Below are 17427 nucleotides of genomic sequence, written 5' to 3'. Positions count from 1 at the left end.
GATTCTGGCTTGATGGCAGATTAAATAAGCATTTGTTTTAACGAATGCCTCTAGAAGGGTTGGTAACTTATAGTGACCCCACATCGCACGATTTTCTTTGCTACATCAAAATTAACGGTGTCAAATTTGAAGTTATCTGTGTGCAAAACACGAAATGAAGGCCTTCATCCCACGCAGCTTATCCGGCCACCTCGAAGAGTTGAGAAGATTCTTCCCAGTAATCAGCCTCACCGGTCCCCGCCAATCTGGCAAGACCACCTTGCTCAAGCAACTCTTTCCAGATTACCGCTACGTCTCCTTCGAAGACATTCCCAACCGGGAATCCTTCGAGGAGGACCCCCTCTCCTTTCTCCGGCGCTACGACCGCCAAGTAATCTTTGACGAAGCCCAGCGGGTACCCGACCTCTTCTCCTACCTCCAGACCCATGTTGATAAGATCGGGAGCCCGGCCGCTACGTCTTGTCCGGATCCCAAAACTTCCTGCTCTGCGAGCGCATTACGCAATCGCTGGCCGGTCGGGTCGGCGTGGCTCGGTTACGGCCCCTCGACTTTGCCGAACTCAGTGCAGCCGATTTGCTGCCGCCTACTCCACCCGATGCCATAGTCAGAGGATTCTATCCCGAGCTTTACCAGACCGACCTACCCTCCGCCTTTTTCTATCCAAGTTACGTAAGTACCTACCTCGAGCGCGACGTCACGCCGCTGGTCCGTAGCGCCAACATGGGCGATTTCCGGCGGCTAATGGCTCTCTGTGCCGCTTCCGTGGGCCAAACGCTGAACTACAGCACCTTCGCCAAGCGCTTACAGCTTTCCGTTCCCACCGTGAAAACCTGGCTGCATTACCTTGAGGGGAGCTACGTCATCTTCACTGTCGGTCCCTACTTCGAGAACTTCGGCAAGCGACTGGTGAAGTCCCCGAAATTATACTTCACCGACACCGGACTGGCCGCCTATCTTTTGCAACTGGGCGACGGGGCGCAGGTACAAGCTTTCGAAGGGTACGGCGCGCTCTTCGAAAACCTAATCGTAGCTAATCTCCGTAAAAGTCGCTTCAACGCCGGCAACCAGCACCCGCTGTATTTCTACCGCGATAATCATCAGTTGGAAGTCGAACTCCTCGAACCAACCGGCACTGAAATCATCCTTACGGAAATCAAAGCGACCTCCACATACCGGCATCGGTTGCGGACAAATTTGGACAAGGTGGCTACCCTGGTCAATAAGTCTGTTCGTAAGCGAGTCATCTACGGCGGGGCGGAAAGCATGAGCGTCGGGGACGTGGAATGTGTGAGCTGGCGGGAGGGGGTGCAATAGCCCGAATGAGGGGAAGGGCTCAGTCAGCCCGTATCGCCTGAGTGCCGTCGCAGACTTCGCGATCTGTTGTCCATTAATAGTTGGTAGCTGTACCCGTTGACTATAGGCTCAGGGTTACTTTCGACTTTCGTGGGATATAAATGGATAAACTTCGAATTGTGGAAAAGCAGAAGCTACAGCGAATCCTAGATAAATACCCCGGCGCCTTCATCACGGATTCCGGCATTCGCTCGGTCGCCATCCAGGCACAATTCGTCCAGGCTCGTCCGAAACAATATCCGAAAACCCTCCGGCAGGCGGTCCAGGCCTTTGACCTTGATGAAAAGAAGTTGACCGACGACAATTACCTAAAAACCCTGTACAAAGGTCGGGAAGCGTGGCTGCACCAGACCATTCGCGAAACGGCCCGCAAGCAGCAAGGATTCTATCACGTGGCGGGGCACGCTATCGATGTGTCCGTACGGCGGTTGAGTCTGGAGCAGAAGCGCCGGTTACAGAAGGAATTAGCGGCCGAAGGGTATAGTCTGATCATGGAACGCGTCCGGGGGATGCAGGCGAAGTACTACGTATCCATCGAACGGGCAAATGTATTTCACGTGCAATCCGGTACGAGATAGCGCATCGGCAGCTGGTGAGTGAAGTTACTTATGGGCTATTTGTGCATTAATCCTTAAAAGCCTGAATGATCACGCAAAAGCTAGTTGTAGGCCACATGATCGATCTAGTTGGATGCTTCACGGAGGAGTATTTCATTCGAGGACTGAACGCAAGCCAGATTGTAAAGGAACTTGGGCTACCCGATCGGTACCAGCAGCTGAAAATGTACGTTGCGATGGCCATCCATCTTCCCAGTATTTGCGATTTCGAACTGGGCGGTTGGGCTGAATTTTCCACGGATAACTTTTTCAATTATGACAAGCAAGGCCGGGGATCAAAATGGGATGCTAAAAAATTTGAAAAGGTCTACCAGGGTAAGCGGATGCCGATATCCATTAACACCGCAAAGCAAGCGTGGAGGGACGGCATGAATCACGAAAAGCTCGTGAAGGTGCTATTCGACACAGACCACCGGGATCAAGACAAGTATCGGGCTGGTGGTCGCGCCTCCCAAATAATCGTTACCCGTCCCATCAAGTGTTTAATCGCTAAGCAATTATCCCCCACAGAACGCTTCACGGGGGTATGGTAAGGACCACGCTGTTTTTGAGTTAATTGAAATATACCATCGTTCGATAGGCATACCGCGACCTCCAAGGCCTACCTTGTCCGAAAGTCATCTGAGGACTAATGGCACGGATGGTACACCTCAATTGAAACCTCACCAGGGATACTCATAAGGCATCGGTGAGATGTCCCCATCGGCATCACTACCCCGTTGATTCATCTGCCGAAAGTGCCGACCAGCGGGCGAAGCCATCAGCTGCTCGATCAGCCTGCGCGTACATTCCTGCATGCTCTGACCGATCGGAACTTCGCCCACCCGGGCAATCCGTCGGGGATTAACAATGTACCGGGAGTAGGTTTCAGCAGCGTATTCCTCTACCGCGTTGCTACGGGTGTAGCGGATGCCCGCGTAGTCTCTAAAGGTGGCTCCGTGAGGATAAATGGGATACGATCGATGAATACAGTGGGCGGACTCATGAAAAAAAGTAAAGGGCCGCGTGTCCGCGTCGTCGAAGGCCCGTCGGGTAATCGCGATGATGTGGCATCGCGGGCGAAAGGCGAAAAAGGAGTCGGGGATTCCGGTTTTTCTTTCCCGGCCCATCCAATCCAGGAAGGAGGTAAAAAAACCACCCCCCGTCGGTCTTCCTCCGGGGAGTTTTTCTACCACGACGATCGTCGCCCGGGCAACCGACACCAAGTGCGGTGCCGGCATGCGGGCGAGGTAGGGTTGCAGGGTATGGAGTTGGGTTCCTGGATTGCCCCGAACGGTACAAAAGAAGTGAACGCCCAGGCTCACTCCGTTAGCGGAAAGGGATAGAGGAGATGGTAATGCCGACATACCAGAGAATTACCTGGCGGGTAAAATTGTTACCCGCCGAGGGGCAGCTATACCCCGCTGTAGCTTGATGAATGCAGCGGGCGTGCTTCCCACTAACCGCTTTCCCCGCATGCCGCAAAAGGGTGTAGGAAACCGCACGCCCGCCGAAGCTACCCCCACGTACCCGCCCGCTCGCATATACTGGTAGCGGTGAGGGACGCAAATACTTCGGGAATAAAGAGCCTATGGTTGAGGGGCTGAACGAACGGAAAACGTTCCGCACGGCCGGAGCTAGGATCAAGGTTGAACCGGGATGACAGATCAGAGCGTACTGGATTGCTGTCAAGAAGCCCGACGCATTCGGATTTACTCCTTGGCAGCTGGCTTGTCATCGCTACTGTCAGTGTCTAGCGCTTCCTCCTTTTCCGCTTCCATCCGCTCTACATCCTTCTTATTCGGCTTGGTCCGGCGGTAAAAAGGAAGTTTGACGCCAACGTATACGTCGGTGGAGTAGGGATTATCACCCAGCACCAGATCGGTGAGCAGACTGCCCGACCCGACGGTGAGTATCCAGAAGCGGAGCCCGGCACCCACGGTAGGGCCTTCGTACCCGCCGAAAACCACCGGGGCGTACAGTCCTAACCATTTTGTTTGCAGGCGGGGCGTAACGGCAACGACGGTTGGGAAGGAGCTCGAAAACAGCTCGTCACGGCTGCTGAGGGATTTGTTCATCACCGCACTGAAGTACAATTTGCCGGCGACGCGGAAATCCGCCATCAGGTTCAGGCTCGTGGGGAGACCGGCCTCCACGGTCTGGGTAGATTCGGTACCATCGAAGTTTCCGTCCAGGATGTACTCCACTTCTTCTCCTTCTACCTCTTCCGACCGTAAGGTTCCGTTCACCTGGTAGCTGGATTGGTCGGCGCCTTCGTAGCTTATCGTACCGATATCCGTGATGGATGCCCCGAGCTTCAGGCGGTAAGGGGGCAGTAAGGGCGAGTCGGGCAACTCCTTGGACCACCACTCCCAGGCTACCCCGACATCGAAGCCGAAGCCACTGGTGAGTTCGCCAAAGGGAATTTCGTCGTAGTAATAGTCGGTGGTGGTACCGTACGTAAAATCGCCATTGAAGTCGATTCGCTCCGTATCACCGTTATAACTACCGGTGAGCGATTCGCTGGACGTGAAGCTAGCTCCGACACCCTGTAGGTACTTAACGCTACCCCCCACTTTTAGCTGACTCTGTAGTCCTTCGATCACGACGGTACCGTAGCTGAACCCGGCCTCCAGATAGGTATGCAGGAAGCTACGGTGATTATTCATCGCGAAGTCGAAAGCAGAAAAGGCGTCAAAATCATCCTGGACCCCTTCGAGGAGTTGTCCGGAAAAGTTATCGATCCGGTAGAGCCCGCGTAGCCGGGTGGAGAAAGCAATGCCCGACTTTTTGCCCGCCCGGAACATGAGGGAAGGTCCGACGATGTCGATATTGCCGTTGAGGCGGTTGTCGGATTGCGGGTTACGAATGATGGATTCTTCCCATAGCCCATCGAAATCGTCTACCAGGTCCGAAGAGAAGTCCACGGTCAGGTAATCATTGCTTAGGTAAGTGCTTACGGAACCCAGATTGATTTCCGTGGCAACGCGGGAATTAGCAAGTTCGGCGGGATTCAGGGTCACGCCATGGATACCGGCGTAGTTATCCATCCGCAGACCGAAGTAGCCTTGTGAAGAAACATTGGCGGATGTCAGGATACAAAAAAGGAGGAGGGGGAGTGTATATTGAGTTTTCATAATGTGTCAGTGATGAAAGTATAAATCGGTGGCTTTCTGCCCGCGCTAACTTCTAGCTAAATCAGCCGGGAAAGGAACGGCGGAACGGCAGGTATCGAGCTTGCTTCGTGAGGTACATTCGCGCCGGGTCGAATTTGGGTATTTATCCCCGCCGATGCGATAAGGTTACCCGGCAGCTACCTAATTATCTCTTCCCCCTTTACTCATGCTCCCCCCTAATCGCCGAGCAAGTCCGGCCGCCGCTCACGGGTACGCTTTTCGGCGGCTTCCTGTCGCCAGTCCTCGATCGCCGGGGTGTTTCCACTGCGTAGAATGGCCGGTACTTCCCTCCCCCGCCACTCGGCCGGCCGCGTATATACGGGAGGGGCTAGCAAGTCATCCTGGAAGGTATCGGTCAGGGCACTGGTTTCGTCGCCGATCACGCCCGGTAGCAGGCGGCCGATGCTGTCTACCAACACCGCCGCGGCGAGTTCACCGCCCGACAGTACGTAATCGCCAATGCTAATTTCCAGGGTGACGTATTCCTCCCGGATCCGCTCGTCGATGCCTTTGTAATGGCCGCAGATGACCAAGAGGTCATTGCATAAGCTTAGCCGATTGGCGCGGCGCTGAGTGTAGCGCTCTCCGTCCGGCGTCACGTAAATGACTTCGTCGTAGTTCCGTTTTTCCCTTAGCTCGTCGATCAGCGTGGCCAGGGGTTCGCAACGCATGACCATGCCCGCTCCACCACCAAACTGATAATCGTCGGTGCTATGATGCTTGCCGATCCCGTACGGCCGCAGGTCGTGTACTTGCACGCTTAGCAGCCCCTTGTCCTGGGCGCGCTGCAGAATCGAATGCGATAGCGGACTTTGCAGCAACTCGGGAACCACGGTAATAATATCGATGTGCATAGCCGAAAGGGATATTTGCACCGCTCCCGCTACTACTCACCAGGGGACCGGCACGATGAATCGCAAATTTAACCTTACTCTCACCAGATGCGAGTGTTGTGCCGTACTAGTCGTCCGACGAAAACTGGTCGGACGGCCGGCCGTCCGACCAGTTTTGGCGCGACCACTACTCGTCCGACCACTACTCGCGCGACGAATTAAACCACCACGGCTCGTTCACTGCAGGTTGCACCAGCCGCTCCCCCAGCCCGTGCTTGCCCATAATCTTGGTTGCCCACAGGATCGGCTCGGAGGCCGGCTCGTTGCTCAGGTCATAGGTGCCGTGGTGCATCGGCCACCAGTAGGTAGCCCCCAGGTCGCGGTAGCCGATAAAGGCTTCCGAGGGGTTAGCGTGGTTGCTGCGCATCATGTATTCGGGTTTGTAAGCCCCGATGCCCAGCATAGCAAGGTCGATATTGGGAAAGAACTCGCCGATTTCTTTCCAGTAGTCGGTCAACGCACTGTCGCCGCCGAAGTAAATGGTGCGATTCGTTGCGCCGTTCTCCGTTTGCATTTCACCTGCGCCCCCGGCGCCCACCTCGATCATGAAGCTACCCCAGAGGCGCTCGTTAAAGTCCGTGAGGCCCCGCCGGCACCAGTGCCGGGACGGTAAGAAGGTGACGGTCACGCCCCCGGCGGCGGGCAACGCGTACTGCTGATACCAGGCAGCCTCCTCGATCGGCGTGTCGCCTACCCAGTCGCCGATAATGTCGGATAGCCGGAGCGGAGCCAGGATTTTCCGGATGGAATTGTTCGCGCAAATGGTACGAATGCAGTCTTCATCCACGTGGTCGCGGTGGTCGTGGCTCAGCAGCAGGTAGTCGATGCCGGTCAATTCGCGGTAGTGAAACGGAGGGGAAACCCGCCGCCGGATCAGGGGCATGTCCTCCAGTTGCGGATCGATGAGGTAACGTTGTCCGTTCAACTGCAGCAGAAAGCAGGCGTGGCCGAGCCAAACGATCCAGTTCTTACTCCGGTCCGCCAGGTAATCCACGGACCCATTGACGGGTGGCACCCATTTATCGGCCTTCTTTTCGGCGCGCTGTGGGTTGGGCAGTACCAGCATCCGCATGATGGACGTCCATTCCGGAACAAAAGGATCGTGGACGTACTGAAATTGACCGTCTAGGATTGGGTTGCCCCGCCAGGTTGGAGCGACCTGGGGAAGTATGGGTAATTCGGGATTAAGGAGGTGGTCCATGGTGGTGTCAACTGGGGCAGGTATTCACCAGTGGAAAGGCCTACCAACCCACAATGTTTGCTACCGGCTCATCCGATACCCTCGGGTGGTGACATAGTACTTGGTCAGCATGTTCTCCCGCTCCCACGCCGGAATGTCACCGGCTTCCAAATAGCGCAAAAATTGCTCCATCACCTGGCCGAAGTGGGCCTCGTGCCCCTTGCGCAGCGATTCGGGAACCGTAATCTCGAAGCCTTCGTCCACCGCTCGGTAACCGATGCCCGGAAAGTCTTTCTGGAGTTCCGCAACGACGGCTTCCATTTCCGCTTCCGGCAGCGGATCCTTGGATTCGACGTACAAGGTCGGCACGTATTGTTGGGGGGCATCCTGGCGAATCACTAAATCCGCGGCGCTACCGCGCATGATCGAGTAGTGGGTATCGGCCGCCCCCGGAGGTGCCTCGAAGTTCCAAATTACGGATGCCTTCCCGTGAATGCCCTTTACCGTAAAATCGATCTCCCCATTCGAATACACTTCGAGCTCCCGGTCGCGGACGTCGGGGCCGAGCTCCTCCGGAAAGTCCTGTAGCCCGGTCACCTTGGCGAACTGCTCCCGGCTGAGGGCGGTCGACCAGCGGCGGGCACTCAGCACCTCCACCTCGGTGGTATCGATGGGCTCGCCCGGAAAAGTTTCCCAGAGAATCAGATCCACCAGGTGGGTAGCCACGTCCACCATTCCCTCCCCCTGTTGCCGCACGTCGAAGAACCACGCCGGCCGAATGAGGGGTGCCCCGGAAACGGTCTTACTGAAGTGGTGGACGCTTTCCTTCGAGATGGCAGGTTCGGCTACCGTGCCCGGCAACAGCGTTCCGAAAATCTCCGGCCGCTGGGAAAATGCCCGTTGCAGCATCGTGGTAATTTCGAAGCGCTCCGTCATGATGTCGTACAGCAGCAAATCGCGTTCCTCCGCTTCCGCCATGGCAGCCTTGAGTAGGTCGTACTGTGCCGGATCGATGACCATGGGCTTGTCCGCCAGCACGTGCATGCCCTGTCCAATTGCTTCCGCGATGTATTCGGTTTTGCGTCCGTTATTGCCCGAAAGGACCACCACGTTGCCCGGCTTTTCCTCGATCATGCGCTCGAAGAAGTCCGGACCGCGATACACCACCTCTTCCCACCGGGTAGCTTCCGCCCCCTCGTTGTACCGTTGGATGCGTTCCAGGTGGAGGTCAACGTCCGCACCTTCGGGAGCGTAAACGTGGACGGTGGAATCCACCTGAGGGTACATGGACTTTTGAACCAGCGCGGCGTGAAAGTGGCCGGGATCCACAGTGACGAGTCGGGCGATGGTGCCGCTCCCATCGGCACCATCCGCAGCGAATACAGACATACGTTCAGCGGTTTCGTTATTGCTGGCGCAGCCGAGCAGCCCCCCTAGCAGCCATACGGCAAGTAAGCGATTCATACGCGTAAATGTAGGTTAGCCACGGGCGAGTACGGGCACGTTCTCGTAGCCGTAGGGCCAGCGCTGGGAGCGAGACAGCATCCGGTTGGCTTCGTCATCGTTCTGGAAGCGCTCGTTCACCGGGTCCCAGTGCAGTTTGCGCGGCAATTTCATGGAGATGTGAGCGATTAGGCAGGCCGTACAGGAGCGGTGGGCCACTTCCGCCGGGGAAATAGTCAGTTCGCGCGATTTCATACAGTCCAGCCAGTTGGCATGCTGCTCCGGACTGGCGTAGAGCCGCAGGTCACCCTCGCCGATCTTGAGTGCTTCGGGGTCGGTGAGACTGGTCTGAAAGGCCTCCGACTTACCGTAATCCGGGTCACTGGCGGTCACCGCTACCCTGCCCCGGGATACGAAAATGTGACCGTCCGTTCCCTCGAAGCGCACGCCGTTCGGCAGTTCGCCGTCGATGGTCATTTCCACCCCGTTCGCATACTTGGCGGTCACGTGGTAGGGCCCGTGCACGTTCCACAGCCCCTCGACCGGGAAGGACGCCGTCGCATCGAGTTCGATCGGACCGGTATACTCCGTGCCCATCCCCCAGTGGGCAATGTCTATGTGGTGTACGCCCCAACCCGTGATCATGCCCGCGCCGAACTGCTCACAGCGCAGCCAGCCCGGCCGGGAGAAGTCGTCCTGGGGGTGTACCCGGTCAACGGTGTAGGGGACATAAGGCGTGGAGCCCAGCCACATTTCGTAGTTGAGGTTATCGGGCACGGGCATCGGGCTCGGATCGCCCCCGGCGGGGTCGCTGGGTAATCCGACCTTAACGGCGGTCAATCGCCCAATGCGCCCGTTACGCACCAATTCGCAGGCATGACGGAATTGCGGCCAGGGGTCGATCGACCGCTGCTGGCTGCCCAGCTGGAACACCACCCCGGTGCGGTGGACGGTATCGCTCATCATCCGTCCTTCTTCCACCGTCAGGGAGGTTGGTTTTTGCAGGTAAATATCCTTTCCCGCCAGGGCCGCCTCGATGGCCGGCTGGGCGTGCCAGTGGTCGGGCGTCGAGATGATTACTCCGTCGATGTCGGGATTAGCCAGCAGCTCGCGGTAGTCGTCGTAGGTCGTTACGGATACCTTATCATCGGGCCGGTTTTCCCGGTACCAGCCCTCTATAAAGGTCTTGCCCAGGTCCTTGCGGCGACTATCCACGTCGCAGACCGCCATGACCCGGGCGCTTTCGTTCTTCATGGTCTCGGGCAGGTCATGCCCCCGGGCGATGCGACCGCAGCCGATTTGTCCAATATTCAATCGGTTGCTGGGTGCCAGGCGGCCACCGAGCACATGGGCGGGAACGATAGTAGGAAAGGCCGTGACGGCCGCGGCGGCCAGGGAATGCTTGAGTAACGATCGACGGTTCATAGGATGCTTATTTTGATTTGGTAGCGGCCCACTCGATACCACCGAGGATGTGCCGGAGAAATAGGGGATCCCGGTAGTGTTCGCTCCGGTGGCCCAGGGAGGTATACCACTGCCGGCCACCGTGGGCGGTATTGTACCAGGCGGCGGGAAACAGGTCGCCAAAGGTTGCGCCGGGGTATTCCGAGGCGCGCTCGTCTTCGACCGTGGTGAGGTCGGTGGCCAGCAAGACGTGGTTTTGCGGATTGAGGTGGGTCATGTAGTAGCACTCATCGTCGCGGATATGCCAGGTCGGGGGAAGGAAATCCGTGGACGGATGATCTTCGTCCACCACGACCACGTCGAAGTCCTGCCGCGGCGGGTGGCGATAAAAGCGCGCGCCGAGGGTTTTGGCGAACCAGGGCCAGTCGCGCTCGCTACCGCAGGCGGAATGGATGGCCACGAAGCTTTTTCCCCCCTCGATGTACGCCCGGAATACCTCCCGTTGTTCCGGGGTATCGAATATCTTGTTATTCGTATTCGAGAAGACCAGCACGTCGAAGTCCGCCAGGCCGTCAGGGGTAAACACCCCCGGATCCTCGGTAGCCGTGACGCTGAACCCGTGGTCCCGCCCCAGCTGCTGCAGGGCGTCCACGCTGGCCGGGATATTCTCGTGCACGTAGCCCTCCCCGTTACGGGTATAGACCAGGACCCGTTTCCCCTCCAGCGCACCGGCGCGATCCGTACGCTTTACCACCGGCGGATAGGCAAAATCCTGCCACAGGCGATTAGCGGCCACCGTATCCAACTGACCGTCGTACACGTAGAGGCGGTAGTTCCGCTCGTAGGCGCGGCCGGGCTGCAGGACGTAATCGCGGTCCTGGGCCGGGTTGAAGTTCACGAAAACGTTCTCCTTACCCTCGTTGGCCCCCACCGGCCAGATTCGGATCTGTTCGGGGGCGTTAAAATTGTCGGGGTGGGTCATCATGAGCAGTCCCGCCTGGCCGGCTTCGGTCGGCCCGCTCACCTTTACCCAGCGCGCCCGCGTGCCATTGCCATCGGCCTTTCCGTACCCGGCCGAGGTGATCAGTTCCACGTTGTCGTCGTTCCATTCGGGCGTCGCGCGGATGGAAAAGCCCTGGTAACGGTACGCTTCCACCGTCAGCGGAAACTCGGTAATATTTCGCTGTACGGAGGTAAAATCCACGAGGTAACCCGGGGCACCGGGATCGGTAGCGTATACCCGCAGATCGACGGTTTCGTCCAACACTTCCGTCGGATTTTCGGTGACCGCGCTATCCTGAAAAATCAGGTAGGTACGTGCCGCCGTGAGGTCGCCGTATACCGCTCCGTCCCCCACAGCGCTGACGCCGCGGGCGTCCACCGTCCCCTGGCCCCGGACGAGGTTCCAAAAGTCGATTTCCCGGTCCCGGTAGCGCGTATGGGTCCACGGTCCCCACACTCCGTAGTGGTGGTAGTGATCCGGTGGCTGAATCCGGCTAAGGGTGGCCCCGTTCAGGGTTCGCAACGGATGAATGAACCCACCGCGGGAAAAAATCGGATCGACCCCCTCGGGAACCGCTACCGCCGCGTCCTGGTAGGTGAGAACCTCCCGCTCCCCGATGCGGAACACCACCCTGCCGCCGGCGCTTTCGGCCGTGACCGCCTCAGGGGACGGACCTGTTGCCTCACTGATGAGCTGGAAGGTTCGTTGTTGGCCCGCGGGCGTTTCACCGGATAATCGCCAGCACAGGCGGCTATCGGCGTACTGTACGGCAACCGGGCGGGGCGCATCGCCGGTTGTCTCCACCAGCGAATAGGCACCGGTCGAGTCCAGGGCCATTTCGCTGCACACCGGCGTATCCCACCGGTCGTAGGCGCCGGCGTCGACGGTAAAGGCGGCGACGCGGGCACTAGCTTGTCCCCGGAGCGGAACCGTACAGACCAGGAGCAGGCCGCAGGCAAACAATCGATTGTATAGCATGATCGAAAACTAAAGCGAGCCCTTAATATACCACGTTTACACCGGAACAAACAGGGCGCCGGAGCGCGGGTGCCAAAATCTTCGCCGGCCCTACTGCCCGCTACCAGGTAAAAAACCGCTACGCCAAAGTGAATAATTGCGCCATGGGACTGCGAACGTCCGGGCTACATTTGGTCCTACCCGAATACCCGGGGCCGGAGCGTACTGCGTCGCCGGTGCGTCGATCACATTTTCCGCTACGCTATGAGCCCGGCGGACTGCAAACAAGTAAGGTGGCCTCCTACCCTTCCCATTCCTTTTTTATCCTTTTGTTGCTTTGCGCTTCCGCCCTTGGTGCCCAATCCGGTTCGGCCGATACCGGGGACGCAACGTATAGCAACCCTATCCTGCACGCTGACTATTCCGACCCCGACGTCGTACGGGTTGGGGACGATTTCTACCTGACGGCCTCCAGTTTCAATGCCGCGCCGGGGCTGCCGATCCTGCACTCCCGGGACCTCGTCAACTGGGAACTCATCAACCACGCCATCGACGTGCAGGTCCCGCTCGACACCTTCGCCCGCCCCCAGCACGGCAACGGCGTGTGGGCGCCGGCCATCCGCTACCACGATGGCTACTACTACATTTATTACGGCGACCCCGACTTCGGCATTTATATGGTCCGTACCGACGACCCGGCTGGCGAATGGGAGGAACCCGTCCTCGTGCGGGCCGCCAAGGGATGGATCGATCCCTGCCCCTTCTGGGACGACGACGGCAAGGCGTACCTCGTCCACGCCTTCGCCGGCAGTCGCGCCGGTATGAAGAGCGTCGTGGTCCTCCACGAAATGAGCCCCGACGGTACCGAGTTGCTGGACGACGGCGTGCTGGTCTTCGACGGTCACGAAGCCCACGGCACCATCGAAGGAACCAAAATGCACAAGCGCGATGGCTATTACTACATCCTGGCACCGGCGGGCGGGGTATCCACCGGCTGGCAGACCGTGCTCCGCTCGAAGAATATCTACGGTCCCTACGAGGACAAGATCGTTCTGGACCAGGGCGAAACGGACGTTAACGGCCCCCACCAGGGCGCTTGGGTGGAGTTGGAAAACGGCGACGACTGGTTCGTTCACTTCCAGGAAAAACAGCCCTACGGTCGGATCGTCCACCTGCAGCCCGCGCGCTGGGAATCCGGCTGGCTGATGATCGGGACAGACCGGAATGGGGATGGAATCGGCGAACCGGTCAGCACCTACGCTATGCCCAAACCGGCCCATCCGGTCGCTAATCCCGCCCCTGCGACCGACGACGAGTTCAACGACCCCGAACTGGGGCTGCAGTGGCAGTGGCAGGCCAATCCGAAAGCGGAATGGGCCTACCCCACCGCCATGGGTTTCTTACGGCTGAACTTGGTAGTAGATCCGGGCTACCGCAACCTGTGGGACGCTCCCCATCTCCTACTCACCAAACTACCGGCGGCATCCTTTACCACGACGACCAAGGTTACCTTCTACCACCACTTCGATAGCGAGCAGACCGGCCTGATTATGATGGGGCGGGATTACGCGTATATCGCCCTGACACGTGAGGGAGACGACCTGGTCGTGAAACAGGTCACCTGCGAAGATGCCGAGAACGGTGCGCCGGAAACGACCGTGGCCAGTGAGCCCATAAACACGGCCGAGGTGTACCTCCGCGTCAATATGGAGGAGGGTGGGGCCTGCCGCTTCTCCTACAGTATCGACGGGACCTCTTTCACGGAGCTGGGAGAAGTCTTCCAGGCCCGGGAGGGGAAATGGATCGGAGCGAAGATGGGCCTTTTCGCCACCCGGGACGTCCACCAAAACGACGGGGGATACGCTAATTACGACTGGTTCCGAACTGAAGAATGAAACGTCTGCTCCCCATATCCCTCTTGCTAACGGCCGGCCTGCTCCACGCCCAATACGCCGTCGACCTCTACGTCGCCGCGGACGGCAGTGCCGAGTACACCAGCATCCAGGCCGCCATCGATGCGACCAAGTCTTTCCCGGATGAACGGATCACCGTCCACGTGGCCAATGGGGTGTACGAAGAGAAAGTAACCGTCTACGCCTGGAACAACAACGTCACGCTGCTCGGAGAAAGCACCGATTCCACCATCATCCGGTACGGCGACTACTTCGACCGCATCGACCGGGGGCGCAACAGCACCTTCCATACCGCTACCTTGCTGGTGCAGGGTGACAACTTCGAAGCCCAAAAGCTGACCGTGGAGAACACCGCCGGCCCCGTGGGGCAGGCGGTGGCGGTAGCCGTGGAAGCGGACCGCGCCCAGTTCTTCGACTGCCGTTTCCTCGGTAACCAGGACACCCTCTACGCCGACGGTGCCCATGCGCGGCAGTATTACCGCAACTGCTACATCGAGGGCACCACCGATTTCATTTTTGGCGGGGCAACGGCGCTCTTCGAGGACTGCACCATCCACGCAAAATCGAACTCCTACCTCACGGCCGCGAGCACCCCGGAAGGCCGGCCGTACGGTTTCGTATTTCTCGACTGTAGGCTCACGGCCGATGAAGGGGTTGACGCGGTGTACCTCGGCCGACCCTGGCGCGATCACGCCCGCACCCTCTTCGTCAATTGTCAGCTCGGAAGCCATATCCTACCCGAGGGATGGCACAACTGGGGATCGGCTGAAAAAGAAAATACCGTGCTTTACGCGGAATACGGCAACACCGGACCGGGTGCCCGGCCAGCCGCCCGCGTGCCCTGGAGCCGCCAGCTGACCCCCGGTGAGGCCGCCCGCCTGACGAAGCAGGAAGTACTTCGCCCCTTTTTATTACCCGAAATGTCCCACTGAGAAATCCGTACAAACGTACCCGATCATGCTAAAGACCACCGGCTCCGGCCTCTTTTTCCTTCTCCTGTCGACCGCCGCTACCGGTCAATCCGCTAGTACCGAAAAGCAGCTATCGGTAACTAACCCGCTCCAAACCGAACGTAAGGATGCCGCCATCCTGGTAGCTGCGGATAACATCGCGGAGGGAAAACTGATGGGCTATCACTTCCAGCACAACGGCAGGGAAGTTCCCTACCAAACCGTAGACACCGACGGGGACGATCGGGACGATGCCTACCTTCTGATGCTCGACCTTCCCGCCGGAGCAACCACGACCCTTACCGCCCGGGAACTCGGCGACGACGTGGCCCCCACCTTCGCACCGCGCACCCAGGCCGAGATATCGCACAAGATCAACGGCTCCTGGAAGGACCGGGAATATTTGGAAGGCGAATTCGTGAACGTCGATTCCCTGCGGGTACCGGACGAACACACCGACCACTCCTGGTACATCCGCTACGAAGGACCAGGCTGGGAGTCCGACCTCGTGGGCTACCGCTTCTACCTCGACTGGCGCAATGCCACGGATGTCTTCGGCAAAAAGCGCCCGGAAATGGTACTCCAAAACGTAGGCCAGGACGGATTCGACTCCTACCACGAGCCCTCGGACTGGGGGATGGACGTATTGAAGGTAGGCCCGTCGCTGGGACTGGGATCGCTGGCTACCTGGACGGAAGGAGCGGCCCTGCGGGTAGAAACCACCGATTCGGTATCCAGCCGGGTAGCTGAAAACGGTCCGCTGCGCAGTAAAATCCGTACCCGCTACTACGGATGGGAAGCCCACGATCAAAAGACGGACGTGGTTTCCGAACTCTCCATCGAGGCAGGTAGCCGGATGACCCGCCACGACGTACGGCTGAGCGAGCCCCTTCCGAACCTGGCTACGGGTATCGTAAAGCTGGAGACCGGCACCCCACTGCGGGGGCAGGCGGGCGATTACGCTTACCTCGCTACCTGGGGCGACCAGAGTCTCGCAGAAGACGGATTGGGACTAGCGGTGATCTACCGGATAGAGGACCTGATCGAGATCACCGAAGACGCGAATAGCCACGTGGTCGTGCTGCGGCCCGACGGCAAAAATGCCTTGACCTACTACTTCCTGGCCGCCTGGGAGCAGGAACCCAACGCGATCGATTCCCAGGCCGATTTCGAAAAATACCTGGACGAGCAGCTCGTTCGGCTCAGCCACCCCCTCGAGGTCAAAGTGAGCGCCCGCTAGGGCCTAACCTCCCCATTCATCAATTAATCGTCGTATGCATCGCATTCATTTCCCCGCCCGATTGACCCGCCTCATCGGCGGCTTTTCCTTCGTGCTGGTCCTTTTCTCCTGCGCCGCGGCGCCCGCTTCACCCCAGCCTTCCCGGGATTCCCTCCCTAGCGCCGTATCGCCCAACGAAGTACTCCCCTGGTCCGAACGGATGGCGCGCTCCATCATGAAACGGGCTCCGGAGTCGTGGATGAATGATTTCCAGGACGACCTGAAATGGACCTACACCATCGGGCTGGTGCTCAACTCCATGATCGAAGTAAGCGAGGCCTACGAGGAGCCGCAATATTTCGAGTACGCCCGTGCCTACGGCGACACCATGATCAACGCCAACGGTGAAATCCACGGCTACGAGATGGAGAAATTCAACATCGACATGATTGCCCCGGGACCACTCGTATTCAGCCTCTACCAGAAAACCGGCGAAGCAAAATATCGTAAAGCCATTGAGACCCTGGCCACCCAGATGAAGTGGCAGCCCCAGACGACGGAAGGCGGCTACTGGCATAAACTCCGCTACCCCTGGCAGATGTGGCTGGACGGCCTGTTCATGGGCGAGCCTTTCCAAGCCCAGTACGCCGTACGCTACGACCGTCCCGACATGTTCGACCACGTCGTCGACCAGTTCATCCTGGCCGAAAAGCATATGCGCGATCCCGATACCGGACTGCTCTACCACGGCTGGGACGAAAGCCGGGTCCAGCGCTGGGCAAACGACGAGACGGGCACTAGCAAGCACTTCTGGGGCCGCGCCATGGGCTGGTACGTCATGGGGCTGGTGGACGTACTGGACTACCTGCCCGAAGACCACCCCCGGCGCCAGGAACTGATCGGCCTCCTGCTGCGCACCCTCGAGGCCGTGCTGGAAGTCCGCGACCCGGAAACCAAGGTGTGGTACCAAGTGCTGAACTACCCCGACCGGGAGGGCAATTACCTCGAGTCTACCGGCTCCACCATGTTCGTCTACGCCATGATCAAGGGCGCCAACGAGGGGTACCTGCCGGATGCCTACCGCGCTGCCGCCGAAGAGAGTTGGGAAGGCGTACTCGACACCTTCGTCCGGGAAGATCCCAGCGGAGAGATTCACCTGACCATGGGTTGCTCCGTTGCCGGACTGGGTGGGGACCCCTACCGGGACGGCTCCTACGCCTATTATATCAGCGAACCGGTACGCGATAACGACCCAAAAGGTATCGGCCCCTTCATGCGGGCGGCGCTTCAATTCGAGTTGGCGAAAGAGGGCTCCAAACGCTGACAAAGCGCCCTAAAAC

General features: G+C 58.8%; 14 protein-coding genes and 1 pseudogene. 8 read left to right on the top strand and 7 right to left on the bottom strand.

Annotated elements, in window-relative coordinates:
* Positions 1–154 precede the first annotated feature (154 nt).
* The 4 genes and pseudogenes from CLV84_RS22300 to CLV84_RS08570 form a co-directional block, all read left to right on the top strand.
* Positions 155–376, top strand: a pseudogene (locus CLV84_RS22300) (AAA family ATPase); the annotation flags it as partial.
* Positions 377–459: 83 nt separating this feature from the next.
* Positions 460–1314, top strand: a complete 855-nt coding sequence (locus CLV84_RS08580) for an ATP-binding protein (RefSeq protein ID WP_245911421.1) — start codon at positions 460–462, stop codon at positions 1312–1314.
* A 158-nt stretch (positions 1315–1472) separates the two neighbouring features.
* Positions 1473–1931, top strand: coding sequence for a hypothetical protein (locus tag CLV84_RS08575; protein ID WP_146088760.1), 459 nt, complete (start codon positions 1473–1475; stop codon positions 1929–1931).
* Between the two features lie 65 nt (positions 1932–1996).
* Positions 1997–2503, top strand: coding sequence for a hypothetical protein (locus tag CLV84_RS08570; RefSeq protein WP_104419299.1), 507 nt, complete (start codon positions 1997–1999; stop codon positions 2501–2503).
* Positions 2504–2632: 129 nt separating this feature from the next.
* On the opposite strand, the gene CLV84_RS08565 is transcribed toward CLV84_RS08570, so the two are convergent.
* The 7 genes from CLV84_RS08565 to CLV84_RS08535 all read right to left on the bottom strand — a co-directional run bounded on the left by CLV84_RS08565 (position 2633) and on the right by CLV84_RS08535 (position 12026).
* Complete coding sequence (locus CLV84_RS08565) at positions 2633–3316, bottom strand: hypothetical protein (RefSeq protein WP_146088759.1); 684 nt, start codon at positions 3314–3316, stop codon at positions 2633–2635.
* 345 nt (positions 3317–3661) lie between these two features.
* Positions 3662–5086, bottom strand: coding sequence for a DUF5723 family protein (locus CLV84_RS08560; protein ID WP_146088758.1), 1425 nt, complete (start codon positions 5084–5086; stop codon positions 3662–3664).
* Positions 5087–5301: 215 nt separating this feature from the next.
* Positions 5302–5979, bottom strand: a complete 678-nt coding sequence (gene trmD, locus CLV84_RS08555; protein ID WP_104419296.1) for a tRNA (guanosine(37)-N1)-methyltransferase TrmD — start codon at positions 5977–5979, stop codon at positions 5302–5304.
* A 181-nt stretch (positions 5980–6160) separates the two neighbouring features.
* Positions 6161–7219 (bottom strand): MBL fold metallo-hydrolase, encoded by a 1059-nt coding sequence (locus CLV84_RS08550; protein WP_104419295.1) that lies wholly within the window; start codon positions 7217–7219, stop codon positions 6161–6163.
* 60 nt (positions 7220–7279) lie between these two features.
* A complete protein-coding gene (locus CLV84_RS08545; RefSeq protein WP_104419294.1) occupies positions 7280–8662 on the bottom strand; it encodes a putative oxidoreductase C-terminal domain-containing protein in 1383 nt (460 codons plus the stop codon).
* 15 nt (positions 8663–8677) lie between these two features.
* Positions 8678–10066 (bottom strand): Gfo/Idh/MocA family oxidoreductase, encoded by a 1389-nt coding sequence (locus CLV84_RS08540; RefSeq protein WP_104419293.1) that lies wholly within the window; start codon positions 10064–10066, stop codon positions 8678–8680.
* 7 nt (positions 10067–10073) lie between these two features.
* Positions 10074–12026 carry a ThuA domain-containing protein gene (locus tag CLV84_RS08535; protein ID WP_104419292.1) on the bottom strand — a complete coding sequence of 651 codons (1953 nt, stop codon included), beginning with the start codon at positions 12024–12026 and terminating at the stop codon, positions 10074–10076.
* A gap of 272 nt (positions 12027–12298) precedes the next feature.
* Between CLV84_RS08535 and CLV84_RS08530 the strand changes: the two genes are divergently transcribed.
* From CLV84_RS08530 to CLV84_RS08515, 4 genes are read left to right on the top strand one after another with little or no spacing between them, the layout of a single operon-like run.
* Complete coding sequence (locus tag CLV84_RS08530; RefSeq protein WP_245911419.1) at positions 12299–13900, top strand: glycoside hydrolase family 43 protein; 1602 nt, start codon at positions 12299–12301, stop codon at positions 13898–13900.
* Positions 13897–14850, top strand: a complete 954-nt coding sequence (locus tag CLV84_RS08525; RefSeq protein ID WP_104419290.1) for a pectinesterase family protein — start codon at positions 13897–13899, stop codon at positions 14848–14850. The genes CLV84_RS08530 and CLV84_RS08525 overlap by 4 nt, the downstream gene beginning before the upstream one ends.
* A 25-nt stretch (positions 14851–14875) precedes the next feature.
* Positions 14876–16108 carry a DUF4861 domain-containing protein gene (locus tag CLV84_RS08520; RefSeq protein WP_104419289.1) on the top strand — a complete coding sequence of 411 codons (1233 nt, stop codon included), beginning with the start codon at positions 14876–14878 and terminating at the stop codon, positions 16106–16108.
* A gap of 34 nt (positions 16109–16142) precedes the next feature.
* Positions 16143–17411: a glycoside hydrolase family 88/105 protein gene (locus CLV84_RS08515; protein WP_104419288.1), complete on the top strand. Its 1269-nt coding sequence runs from the start codon at positions 16143–16145 to the stop codon at positions 17409–17411.
* The last annotated feature ends 16 nt before the right edge of the window (positions 17412–17427 follow it).

This window comes from Neolewinella xylanilytica (assembly GCF_002934605.1).
Taxonomy (GTDB): domain Bacteria; phylum Bacteroidota; class Bacteroidia; order Chitinophagales; family Saprospiraceae; genus Neolewinella; species Neolewinella xylanilytica.
The sequence above is the reverse complement of the archived record's forward strand: the minus strand, read 5'-3'. Positions and strand labels throughout refer to the sequence as shown.

Coding starts and splice junctions, on each gene's coding strand:
- CLV84_RS08570 (WP_104419299.1), top strand. CDS start 1,997: ATGATCACGCAAAAGCTAGTTGTAGGCCACATGATCGATCTAGTTGGA.
- CLV84_RS08565 (WP_146088759.1), bottom strand. CDS start 3,316: ATGTCGGCATTACCATCTCCTCTATCCCTTTCCGCTAACGGAGTGAGC.
- CLV84_RS08560 (WP_146088758.1), bottom strand. CDS start 5,086: ATGAAAACTCAATATACACTCCCCCTCCTCCTTTTTTGTATCCTGACA.
- trmD (WP_104419296.1), bottom strand. CDS start 5,979: ATGCACATCGATATTATTACCGTGGTTCCCGAGTTGCTGCAAAGTCCG.
- CLV84_RS08550 (WP_104419295.1), bottom strand. CDS start 7,219: ATGGACCACCTCCTTAATCCCGAATTACCCATACTTCCCCAGGTCGCT.
- CLV84_RS08545 (WP_104419294.1), bottom strand. CDS start 8,662: ATGAATCGCTTACTTGCCGTATGGCTGCTAGGGGGGCTGCTCGGCTGC.
- CLV84_RS08540 (WP_104419293.1), bottom strand. CDS start 10,066: ATGAACCGTCGATCGTTACTCAAGCATTCCCTGGCCGCCGCGGCCGTC.
- CLV84_RS08535 (WP_104419292.1), bottom strand. CDS start 12,026: ATGCTATACAATCGATTGTTTGCCTGCGGCCTGCTCCTGGTCTGTACG.
- CLV84_RS08525 (WP_104419290.1), top strand. CDS start 13,897: ATGAAACGTCTGCTCCCCATATCCCTCTTGCTAACGGCCGGCCTGCTC.
- CLV84_RS08520 (WP_104419289.1), top strand. CDS start 14,876: ATGCTAAAGACCACCGGCTCCGGCCTCTTTTTCCTTCTCCTGTCGACC.
- CLV84_RS08515 (WP_104419288.1), top strand. CDS start 16,143: ATGCATCGCATTCATTTCCCCGCCCGATTGACCCGCCTCATCGGCGGC.